General features: G+C 68.9%; 10 protein-coding genes. 4 read left to right on the top strand and 6 right to left on the bottom strand.

All coding sequences use genetic code 11. The features are described 5' to 3' along the window. From J7495_RS19680 to J7495_RS19670, 3 genes are all read left to right on the top strand, one after another. On the top strand, positions 1-931 hold a 931-nt coding region (locus tag J7495_RS19680), incomplete at its 5' end, for an Hsp70 family protein (RefSeq protein ID WP_294058681.1). A gap of 72 nt (positions 932-1,003) precedes the next feature. Beyond that, positions 1,004-2,134 carry a molecular chaperone DnaJ gene (dnaJ, locus tag J7495_RS19675; protein WP_294058680.1) on the top strand — a complete coding sequence of 377 codons (1,131 nt, stop codon included), beginning with the start codon at positions 1,004-1,006 and terminating at the stop codon, positions 2,132-2,134. Between the two features lie 123 nt (positions 2,135-2,257). Then, positions 2,258-2,668 (top strand): glycine zipper 2TM domain-containing protein, encoded by a 411-nt coding sequence (locus J7495_RS19670; protein WP_294058679.1) that lies wholly within the window; start codon positions 2,258-2,260, stop codon positions 2,666-2,668. A gap of 58 nt (positions 2,669-2,726) precedes the next feature. Here J7495_RS19670 and J7495_RS19665 read toward each other — a convergent pair whose 3' ends face one another. The 5 genes from J7495_RS19665 to J7495_RS20240 form a co-directional block, all read right to left on the bottom strand. Beyond that, positions 2,727-5,297 (bottom strand): HWE histidine kinase domain-containing protein, encoded by a 2,571-nt coding sequence (locus J7495_RS19665; protein WP_294058678.1) that lies wholly within the window; start codon positions 5,295-5,297, stop codon positions 2,727-2,729. Further along, positions 5,294-5,830, bottom strand: a complete 537-nt coding sequence (locus tag J7495_RS19660; protein ID WP_294058677.1) for a biliverdin-producing heme oxygenase — start codon at positions 5,828-5,830, stop codon at positions 5,294-5,296. Before J7495_RS19660 ends, J7495_RS19665 begins: the two co-directional genes overlap by 4 nt. Before the next feature lie 61 nt (positions 5,831-5,891). Next, entirely contained in the window at positions 5,892-6,713 is an 822-nt protein-coding gene (locus tag J7495_RS19655) for a hypothetical protein (RefSeq protein WP_294058676.1), read from the bottom strand. A 251-nt stretch (positions 6,714-6,964) separates the two neighbouring features. After that, positions 6,965-8,278 (bottom strand): adenylosuccinate lyase, encoded by a 1,314-nt coding sequence (gene purB, locus J7495_RS19650; protein ID WP_294058675.1) that lies wholly within the window; start codon positions 8,276-8,278, stop codon positions 6,965-6,967. Between the two features lie 54 nt (positions 8,279-8,332). Beyond that, the gene (locus tag J7495_RS20240) at positions 8,333-8,692 is read right to left on the bottom strand and encodes a DUF1287 domain-containing protein (RefSeq protein ID WP_366811467.1); all 360 of its coding nucleotides are present in this window, start codon (positions 8,690-8,692) and stop codon (positions 8,333-8,335) included. A 161-nt stretch (positions 8,693-8,853) separates the two neighbouring features. Here J7495_RS20240 and J7495_RS19645 point away from each other — a divergent pair, with 161 nt between their 5' ends. After that, positions 8,854-9,432: an EF-hand domain-containing protein gene (locus J7495_RS19645; RefSeq protein ID WP_294058674.1), complete on the top strand. Its 579-nt coding sequence runs from the start codon at positions 8,854-8,856 to the stop codon at positions 9,430-9,432. Between the two features lie 10 nt (positions 9,433-9,442). Here the strand turns inward: J7495_RS19645 and radC are convergent, their stop codons facing one another. Continuing rightward, a complete protein-coding gene (gene radC / locus J7495_RS19640; RefSeq protein ID WP_294058673.1) occupies positions 9,443-10,126 on the bottom strand; it encodes a DNA repair protein RadC in 684 nt (227 codons plus the stop codon). Positions 10,127-10,375 lie beyond the last annotated feature (249 nt).

Here is a 10,375-nt window from a genome sequence, read left to right as displayed (position 1 = left end):
GATCGACGAAGTGGTGCTGGTCGGCGGCATGACCCGCATGCCCAAGGTGCGCCAGGTCGTGAAGGAGTTCTTCGGCAAGGAGCCGCACACCGGCGTGAACCCCGATGAGGTGGTGGCGATCGGCGCGGCGATCCAGGCCGGCGTGCTCCAGGGCGACGTCAAGGATGTGCTGCTGCTCGACGTGACTCCGCTGAGCCTCGGCATCGAGACGCTGGGCGGCGTGTTCACCCGCATGATCGACCGCAACACGACGATCCCGACCAAGAAGTCGCAGACCTACTCCACCGCTGACGACAATCAGCAGGCGGTGACGATCCGTGTCTTCCAGGGCGAGCGCGAGATGGCGGCGGACAACAAGCTGCTCGGCCAGTTCGACCTGGTCGGCATCCCGCCGGCGCCGCGCGGCGTGCCGCAGATCGAAGTGACGTTCGACATCGACGCCAATGGCATCGTCAACGTGTCGGCGCGCGACAAGGGCACCGGCAAGGAGCAGCAGATCCGCATCCAGGCCTCGGGCGGCCTCAACGAAGCCGACATCGAGCAGATGGTGCGCGATGCCGAGAAGTTCGCCGAGGAGGACAAGAAGCGCCGTGCGGCGGCCGAGGCGAAGAACAACGCCGAGAGCCTGATCCACACGACCGAGCGCCAGCTCGTCGAGAATGGCGACAAGGTCGACGCGTCGCTCAAGGCCGAGATCGAAGCGGCGGTGGCGGAAGCCAAGGCCGCGGTCGAGGCCGGCGATCCGGATGACATGCAGGCCAAGGCGCAGAACCTCGCCCAGGTGGCGATGAAGCTGGGCCAGGCGATCTACGAGAAGCAGCAGCAGGCGGAGGCGTCTCCGCAGGCTGGTCCGTCCGCGGCCGGTTCCGAGGCGGGCGGCGAGGAAGTCGTCGATGCCGAATTCTCGGAAGTGGACGAGAACAAGGGCTGAGTGCATGCTCCCTCTGCACCACTTTCGCCATCTTCGGCGGGGTGGTGCGGGTAGGGGGCGTATGGGGCGGGCATGACCGAAGTCGATTATTACGAGCTGCTCCAGTGCGAGCGCACCGCTGACGACGCCACGATCAAGGCGTCGTACCGCAAGCTCGCGATGCAATATCACCCCGACAAGAACGGCGGGTGCAAGGACAGCGAGGCCAAGTTCAAGGCCGTCAGCGAAGCCTATGAGGTGCTGAAGGACCCGCAGAAGCGCGCGGCCTACGATCGGTTCGGCCATGCCGCGTTCAAGAACGGCGGCGGTGCGGGGCCGGGCGGCGGCTTCGGCGGCGGCGGCGCGGACTTCGGTGCGTTCAGCGATATCTTCGAGAGCGTGTTCGGCGAGTTCATGGGCGGCCGCGGCGGCGGGCGCCAGGCGCGGCGGGGCGCGGACCTCCGCTACGACATGGAGATCAGGCTCGAGGACGCCTTCCACGGCAAGAAGGTCGACATCACCGTCGACGTGTCGAGCGCGTGCGAGGCGTGCGACGGCTCGGGCGCCAAGCCCGGCACCCAGGCCAAGGGCTGCGCGACCTGCGGCGGCCACGGCAAGGTGCGCGCCAGCCAGGGCTTCTTCACGGTCGAGCGGACCTGCCCGGCCTGCCACGGCGCGGGCGAAGTGATCGCCGATCCCTGCCCGAAATGCCATGGCGACGGGCGGGTCGAGAAGACCAAGACGCTCACCATCAACATCCCGCCGGGCGTCGACGAAGGCACGCGCATCCGCCTGACCGGCGAAGGCGAGGCCGGCGCGCGCGGGGCGCCCGCGGGCGACCTCTACGTCTTCCTCCACCTCGCCAAGCATTCGATCTACGAGCGCGAGGGCAGCAACCTCCACGCGCGCGTGCCGATCAGCTTCACCACCGCGGCGCTGGGCGGCGAGATCGAGGTCCCCGATCCGTCCGGCGAGCTCCACAAGATCCGCATTGCGGCGGGCATCCAGTCGGGCCGCGAGCTGCGCCAGCGCGGCGCGGGCATGCCCGTGCTACAGGGCCGCGGCCGCGGCGACCTGGTCGTGCAGATCGACGTCGAGACGCCGACCAAGCTCTCGGCGAAGCAGCGCGAGCTGCTCGAGGAATTCCGCAGGACCGAGACCGGCGACGAATGCCCCGAGGCGCAGGGCTTCTTCGCGCGCGTGAAGAAGGCGGTGGGCGGCTGAGCGCCTTACCAAGGTGAATAATCGCTGTCGGTTGGGTTCAGGAACGTAACAGTCGCGAGTCGCTACAACCCGAATCACTGGAGGGCGGTACCCCCGCCCGCTGAGATTCGAGGAGGAAGAGTCATGCGCAAGTTCATTCTGGGCCTCGCTGCCCTCACCGTCGCCGTCCCCGCCCTGCCCACCGCGGCGCTGGCCCAGCACTACGACCGCGGCGGCTATGAGCAGGAGTATCGCGGCGACTATCGCGACCATCGCGACTATCGTGGCGACCACCGCGGCGCCTATTCGCGCTACTACGACAACCGCGGCTACTACAGCGGCCCGAGCTGGCGCGGCAACGACGGCCGTTACTATTGCCGCCGTTCGGACGGTACCACTGGCCTGATCGTCGGCGCCGCCGCCGGCGCGCTGATCGGCCGGGGCGTCGACACTCACGGCGAGCGCGCCACCGGCACGATCCTGGGCGCGGTGCTCGGCGCGGTGATCGGCAAGTCGATCGACCAGGGCGGCCGCGGCGGGCGCTACTGCCGCTAATCCTTTCACCCGAGGAGGCGGCGGGGCGCGGGACTTGGGTTCCGCGCCCCGCTTCGCGTCAGCCGCCCAGCAGCTCGGCGAGCGCGCGACCGATCGTGTAGCGCGAATAGGGCTTCTGGAGGATCCGCACGCTCGCCAGGTCGGGCGGCAGTTTCAGCTGCTCGCCATAGCCGGTAGCCAGCACGAAGGGCACGCCCTTCGCCCGCAGCGCCTCGGCGACCGGGATGCTCGTTTCGGCACCCAGGTTGACGTCGAGGATCGCGACCTGGAAGGTCTCGCGTGCCACTTCGTCGAGCGCGGCGGCGACGCTGCTCGCCGTCACCACGCGCGTCGCGCCGAGGCGCGTGAGCACATCCTCGGCATCCATTGCGATGATCAGGCTGTCCTCGACGAGCAGCGCGATGCCGTGCAGCACCGCGGTCTCCAGGCTCTCGTCCACCACTTCGCCGGGCGCGGGCACGAAGTTGAGCATCGCACCCGACGAATCCTGCACCGCGATATGGCGCGCGGGGATGAAGAAATCGGCCTCGAGGCCCGCGGTCTCGAAGCGGACCTGCGCGCGCCCCCCGAGGTCGTACGGGATCGAGCGCTGGATGATCGTCGATCCGAAGCCCTGCCGCCTGGGCGGCTGCACCGCCGGCCCGCCGATTTCGCGCCATTCGATCAGCAGGTCGCCGTCGTCGTCGATCCGCCAGCCGATCTTGACCCCGCCATTGTCCGACAGCGCGCCGTATTTGGCCGAGTTGGTCATCAGTTCGTGGAAGACGAGCGCGAGCGTCGAAAAGGCCTGGGGCTGGAGCAGCACCGGCGGGCCCGAGCAGTTGAGCCGCGTGCTCTTGCCGACGAGATAGGCGGCCGCCTCGGTCTCGATCAGCCGCGAGAGCGGGGCGGGGTTCCAGTGGTCGCGCGTGATCTGGTCGTGCGCGCGCGCCAGGCTCTCGATCCGGCCCTCGAGCAGCGCGATCATCCCGCGCGCATCGGCCTCGGGATCGAGCGACTGGCGGACGAGCCCTCGGATCAGGCTCAGGATGTTGCGCACGCGGTGGTTGAGCTCGGCGATCAGCAACTCCTGCCGCTCGGAGGCGCGGCGGCGCTCCTCCTGCGCGTCGTCGGAGAGTCGCAGCACCACTTCGATCAGCGAGCCGCGCAGCATCTCGGCGACGCGGATCTCGCTTTCGTTGAACGGCTCGGAGCGGCCGCGGACTTCCTGGCTCCACAGTGCGAAGCTCTGCCGCGGCGTCAGTCGCGGGCCATTGGGGCCGAGCCGCGCGGGCTTGTGCGGATCGCCCGCCCAATGGACGGTGCGCACCTTCTCCTGGCGGAACAGCAGCACATAGTCGCGCGGGCTCCGCGAGATCGGGATCGCGAGCACGCCCGCGGCGACATCGTCATAGTCCGAGGCCGAGGGCAGCGTCTCCGCGATCCGGTCGGTCGCGAAGATCCGACCCGAGGCCATGGCATTGAGGCGCCGCACGATCGAGGGCAAGGCCTCGCCCGGCGGCGTCATGCCGCTGAACGACACCTTGCCGTCGATCCAGATGCCGATCCCGTCGCACGGGATCGTCTCGCGCAGCGTCTGGCCCAGCCATTCGCTGTTCTCGAGCAGCCCCGAATCGCCGGCGATCGCCGCGAGCATCCGGTCGCTGCTCGCCCGCGCGCGCGTCTCATAGGCCGAGAGTTCCTTGCGCTCGCGGCTCTCGAGCTTGAGCGCGAACATCTGGCCGAACAGCTCGGCGATCGAGCGTCGCTCGAAATTGGGCAGCTGCACGCCGTTGTAGTGATGGCAGGCGAACAGGCCCCAGAGCCTGCCCTCCACGATGATCGAGATCGAGAGCGAGGCGGCGACGCCCATGTTCCTGAGATATTCGATGTGGATCGGCGAGACCGAGCGCAGCACCGAGAGCGACAGGTCGAGCGGCGCGCCGATCTCGTCGCGCTGGGGGATGATGCGCACCGGATCGGCGTCGACGTCGGCGATGATCCGGAAGGGGGTGCGCAGATACAGGCGGCGCGCCTGCTGCGGGATGTCCGAGGCGGGGTAGCGCAGTCCCAGGAAGCTGCCGATCCCCGAGCGCGCCGCCTCGGCGACGACGCTGCCCGAACCGTCGGTGTCGAAGCGATAGACCATAACCCGGTCGAAGCCGGTGAGCGCGCGGATCTGGCGTGCGCCTTCGCGGAAGAAGGCGGTCGCGTCGATCGTCTCGTCGAGCCGCGCCATCATCGCGCGGATCGCGCTGGCGGCATCGGTGCTGCCCTCGGCGGTCGAGGGCTCTCCCTCGAGGATGATGCCTTCGCCTTGCATGTGGATCGCGAAGTCGAAGCGGCGCTGCTCGGGGCCGATCGTCACGCCGAACACCCGCTCGACCGCGTCGGGGCCGCGCAGCATCGCGAGGCGGTTGCGCAGCAGGTGGATCGCGCCGTCGCCGAGCAGCGGCTCGGCATGGGTGCCGAGCAGTTCCTCGGCGGGCGTGCCGAAGAAGTCGGCGATGTTGGCCGAGGCGCGGCGGACCAGCCAGTCGTTCGACAGCGCGAGCAGGAAGCCGAAGGGCTGGATCGCGCCGAGCTCGTGGATCGGCTCGCGATCGCAATTGGTCAGGTCGACCTCGAACGACTCGTCGCGATCGCTCATGCGGCGAGCCACCGCTCGCCCGAGCGCTCGAACGCGCCGAAGCAATCGTGCGCGGCGCTCAACGCGTCGTCCATGGCGCGGTTGTCCTCGAGCATCGCATCGATGCGGCTCAATAGAGACTGCCAGGCGCCGGGGCTCTCACCTGCATCGAGGAAACGCCGGGGAAATCCGGGGTTTGCGCGGCGCGCGAGGACCTTCGCGCCCAGCCGCGAGCCTTCGAGGACGTAGAGCGTGCCGGCGATCGCGGCGCCGGTGCTTGCGAGCGGAGCCGGGGTTTCGGCGAGGTCGATGCCTGCCTCGGCGCAGTCGGCGCGGAGCAATTCGCCGCGCCGGCCTTCGTCCCAGCCGGGGAAGACCCGTTCGGCGCCCACTTCCGCGAGACGGGTCTCGATGGGGAGAAGCGCTTCGGCATGCGCGCCGAGGAAGGCGGCGTAGCTCGCGCGGTCCTGCAGGTCGAAGCGCGAGAAGAGCGCGTCGATGCGCGCGTGCGCGGCCGCGGTTCCCGCGCGCAAGGTGCGATGAGCCGCGTTCACTGGCGGAAGGGGTCGACAGGCATGAACCGCATCAATGCGACGATGCGCCGAAGGTTCCGGCTCAATGCCCCGTCGCGCTCCAGTGCGGCGGATCGCTGAGCAGCTTGATCACCTTGTAGCCCGCGCCGAGCTTGTGGAGCGTGGTGTTGGTTTCGCCGCTGCGCGGGGCGCCGATCTCCTGCGCCTTGCCGGTGGCGTCCTTGATCTTGAGAATGCCGTTCCAGCCGATCGTCATGTCGATCGCGCGGCCCTCGATGTGGAGCGAGGTGAGCGAAGGCTCGAAGGCGATGCCGAACAGGTCGACCATCTCCTGCGCGCCATTGCGCGACTTGGCGAGGTCGCCATGGTCCCAGGCGATCGCGCAGCCGGGGATGGCGGGGACGCCTTCGGGCTGGATCCCGCCCTTCGCGACGCGCCAGCTGTAGTGCATCAGCTGGGCGCGGACCGCGTTGCGTCGCGTGGCCGAGACGGTGACGCTGGCGCCGGCGTCCTTCAGCGCCTGGACGAACTTCGCGGCATTGTCGCCGAACGGCTTGGCGAGGTCGGCGATCGCCGCGCTGTTGGGGAAACGCGCTTCGTTGGCATGCCACCAGTCGGCGCCGCTGAAGGGCGAGGAAGCGGGTGGCGCGAGGCCTTGGCCCGCGTCGAGCGCCTTCCAGGTCTTCCCGCCGGGGTCGATCTTGCCGTCGGGGCTGGCGATGCCGAGCACGCCGCGCTGATAGGCCTGTATCGTCAGGATCGTGTCGACGTCGACAATGCCGTCGGCGGTGAGCGGCGGCTCGTGCCGGGCGGCGAGGTAGCGGTTGAGCAGCCCCTCGACGACCAGCACGTCCGCCCTGGCGTTTACCCCGCCGCTGCCCACCGAAGCCCCGATCCCCGCCATGCCGCTCTCCCCTCGTGGGAAGCGGCGTAGCGGGTCGATTCCATCATTTCCAGCGTCGGACCTGCTGGATCAAACCCCGCCCGTCATCCCGGCGAAAGCCGGGACCCAGGGCCACGAGCGACATCGCCTGCTGCCCTGGGTCCCGGCTTTCGCCGGGATGACGATGTAGGAGTTGGACGTCTAAGAGGCTGTTTGGAAATGCGCTCTTCCGCGCATTTCCAAACGGGCTCTTAGGGCAGAGTCGGGTTTCTCTACCCGCCGAACACGCGCGCGAAGATCGTGTCGACGTTCTTGAAGTGATAGCCCAGGTCGAACTTGTCCTCGATCTCCGCCATCGAGAGCGCCGCGGTGACTTCGGGATCGGCCTTGAGCAGCTCCATCAGCGAGAGCTGGCCGTCGCTCTCCCACACCTTCATCGCGTTGCGCTGGACGAGGCGGTAGCTGTCCTCGCGGCTCACGCCCGCCTGGGTCAGCGCCAGCAGCACGCGCTGCGAATGGACGAGCCCGCCCATCCGGTCGAGGTTCTTCTGCATGCGCTCGGGATAGACGAGCAGCTTGTCGATCACGCCCGTGAGCCGCGCGAGCGCGAAATCGAGCGTGATCGTGGCGTCGGGGCCGATGTAGCGCTCGACCGAGGAGTGCGAGATGTCGCGCTCGTGCCACAGCGCGACATTCTCCATCGCCGGGATGGCGGCGCTGCGCACCATGCGGGCGAGGCCGGTCAAATTCTCGGTGAGCACCGGGTTGCGCTTGTGCGGCATCGCCGACGAGCCTTTCTGCCCCGGCGAAAAAAATTCCTCCGCCTCGAGCACTTCGGTGCGCTGCAAGTGGCGGACCTCGACCGCGAGCCGCTCGATCGAGCTGGCGATCACGCCCAAGGTCGCGAAGAACATCGCGTGGCGGTCGCGCGGGATCACCTGGGTCGAGACGGGCTCGACCGAGAGGCCGAGCTTGGCGGCGACATGTTCCTCGACGCGCGGATCGATGTTGGCGAAGGTTCCCACCGCGCCCGAGATCGCGCAGGTCGCGATGTCGGCGCGCGCGGCGATCAGGCGCGTCTTCGCGCGGTCGAACTCGGCATAGGCCTCGGCGAGCTTGAGCCCGAAGGTCACCGGCTCGGCATGGATGCCGTGGCTGCGGCCGATCGTCGGCGTGAGCTTGTGCTCATGGGCGCGGCGCTTGAGGACTTCGAGCAGTCCGTCGAGGTCGGCGAGCAGGATGTCGCTGGCGCGCGCGAGCTGGACCGCGAGGCAGGTGTCGAGCACGTCGCTCGAGGTCATGCCCTGGTGCATGAAGCGCGCCTCGTCGCCGACCTGCTCGGCGACCCAGGTGAGGAAGGCGATCACGTCGTGCTTGGTGACGGCTTCGATCGCGTCGATCGCGGGGACGTCGATCGCGGGGTTGGTCTCCCACCAGGCCCAGAGCGCCTGCGCCGCGGACTTGGGGACCACGCCCAGCTCGGCGAGCGCATCGGTGGCGTGCGCTTCGATCTCGAACCAGATGCGGTAGCGCGCTTCGGGCGACCAGAGCTCGGTCATCTCGGCGCGCGCATAACGGGGGACCATCGGAAGCCTTTCGGTTGGGAATGGCCGCGCCGATAGCAAGCGGCGCGGGGGGCATCAATCTACGCGTGCGCGCGCCAGCGACCCATGACCGTCATCCCGGCTTTCGCGGGGATGGCGGCTGTATTTTAGGCTTCGACCGAGCGCCCGGCGGTATCGCCCGGTGAGCGGCCAGTCGAGCAGCGTATCTTCCTCGCGCGCGCCCCTAAGTTGTAGAGGATCGCGATAGGCGCGGACGATCGCGTCGCAGCAGACCCCACGCTCGCGGGGCACGTCGCCGTTGGGGAAGGCGAGGCGGGTGTCGGCGTGGGCACCGCGCCGCAGCCCGCGAGTGTCGCGCCCAGGCCGAACAGGAGCGTGCGCGGGTCGAAGGAGGCTATGGCGCCGAGCGTAGCACGGCCGTTGCCCGTGCGACACGGAGCAAGCGCTCTGCGGCGAGCCGGGCGGGGGCAGGGACGGGCCGTGCCCGAGCCGGAACGGGCGATCGTTTCGCGGCGTTGGAAAACTCGAATGGGGATGTTTCACGCGCCATGCCGCACCCGATGAGGCGCGCAGGCGCCAGGAGAAGGCTTTTGACCATGTTCCGACATCTGCTTGTCGCCACGTCGATCTTCGCGGCGGTGCCCGCGATCGCGCAGACCGCGCCGCAGGATCCGGTGCAGGATCCCGCCGCCGCCAAGCCGCCGGTGCAGCCGGGCCCGCCCGCGCCGATCGCCGACCTCGCCGCGCCTGCCGCGCCCGCGACAGCCGCGGCTCAGGACGCGTCGCTGCCGCCCGCCGAGGGCCAGCCCGCGCCGATCGCCCAGGCCGCGCAGCCGACGCCTTCGACCGGACAGCCCGTCGCCGCCGCCGAGCCGGTGCCGGCGGCGCCCGCGCCCGCCGCCGAACAGCCTGCGACCAACATGACGCAAGTCGCCCAGGTCATCGGCCAGGAGTTCGGGAGCTACGACAAGGATGCCAGCGGCGGCCTCAACTCGACCGAGTTCGCGGGCTGGATGGAGGCGCTGCGCAAGGCTTCCGATCCGTCGTTCCAGCCGGGCTCGCCGCAGGCCACGACCTGGCTCGGCCAGGCCTTCGCCCAGGCTGATACCGATCACAACCATGCGATCAGCCAGCTCGAGCTGACCGTGTTCCTGACGCCGAAGAGCGCGGGTTGAATCACGCCCTCTAGATCACTCCCATCGCGCGAAGGCTGGCATGGCCTTCGCTGCCGATGACGATGTGATCGTGCAAGGCGATGCCGAGGCGCTTGCCCGCCTCGGCAACCTTGCGCGTGATCTCGATGTCGGCGCGGCTCGGGCTGTGGTCGCCGGAAGGGTGGTTGTGGACGAGGATGATCGCGGTCGATCCCAGGTCGATCGCGCGGCGGATCACTTCGCGGACGTAGAGCGCGGCCTCGTCGACCGAGCCTTCGCTGATCGTCTCGTCGCGGATCAGCATGTTGCGCGCGTTGAGATGGAGCACGCGGACGCGCTCGACGAGCAGATGGCCCATGTCGGCGCGGAGGTAATCGATCACCGCCTGCCAATTGGCGAGCACCGGCTGGTCCTTCACTCTGGCCTGGAGCAGCCTGAGCGCCGCGGCATGCGCCGCCTTGAGCGCCGCGACCGACGTCTCGCCCATCCCGCCGACGCGCGTCAGCGCCTCGGCGTCGGCGGTGAGCACGCCGGCGATCCCCCCGAATTCGGCGAGCAGCGCCTTGGCGAGCGGCTTGGTATCGCGCCGGGGAATAGCGAGCGCCAGGAGGTATTCGATCAGTTCATGGTCCATCAGCGCATCGGGCCCGCCCTCGAACAGCCGCTGGCGCAATCTCGCGCGATGGCCTGAATTGTCGGGAGCGTCGGAGGGCATGGAATTGGCCTATGAGGTGCTCGGATTGCGCGACACGTTGAGCTATATCCGATCGGCAATGTCCAGCGATCGTTGATCCCCGCTTCGAGCGGCCGGGGCTTATTGGGAGCCCGACGATCTCCCCTTGAATCGTCATCCCGGCGAGCGCGAGGTCTCTGCGAAAGAGGGTGACTATCGATGTGTGATCTGATTCGATGGGAGGGAGCATCGGAGGTGTGGGATGGAGCAGCGAGGATTTGCGGAGGCGTT

This window comes from Sphingomonas sp. (assembly GCF_017745215.1).
GTDB lineage: Bacteria > Pseudomonadota > Alphaproteobacteria > Sphingomonadales > Sphingomonadaceae > Sphingomonas.
Note: the sequence above shows the minus strand (reverse complement) of the source record. Positions and strands in the feature narration are given on the sequence as shown.

What these genes read in the sequence shown, in the direction of transcription:
- J7495_RS19645 (WP_294058674.1), top strand. Translation starts at nt 8,854, where the DNA reads ATGTTCCGACATCTGCTTGTCGCCACGTCGATCTTCGCGGCGGTGCCC.
- purB (WP_294058675.1), bottom strand. Translation starts at nt 8,278, where the DNA reads ATGGTCCCCCGTTATGCGCGCGCCGAGATGACCGAGCTCTGGTCGCCC.
- J7495_RS19670 (WP_294058679.1), top strand. Translation starts at nt 2,258, where the DNA reads ATGCGCAAGTTCATTCTGGGCCTCGCTGCCCTCACCGTCGCCGTCCCC.
- dnaJ (WP_294058680.1), top strand. Translation starts at nt 1,004, where the DNA reads ATGACCGAAGTCGATTATTACGAGCTGCTCCAGTGCGAGCGCACCGCT.
- J7495_RS19655 (WP_294058676.1), bottom strand. Translation starts at nt 6,713, where the DNA reads ATGGCGGGGATCGGGGCTTCGGTGGGCAGCGGCGGGGTAAACGCCAGG.
- J7495_RS19665 (WP_294058678.1), bottom strand. Translation starts at nt 5,297, where the DNA reads ATGAGCGATCGCGACGAGTCGTTCGAGGTCGACCTGACCAATTGCGAT.
- radC (WP_294058673.1), bottom strand. Translation starts at nt 10,126, where the DNA reads ATGCCCTCCGACGCTCCCGACAATTCAGGCCATCGCGCGAGATTGCGC.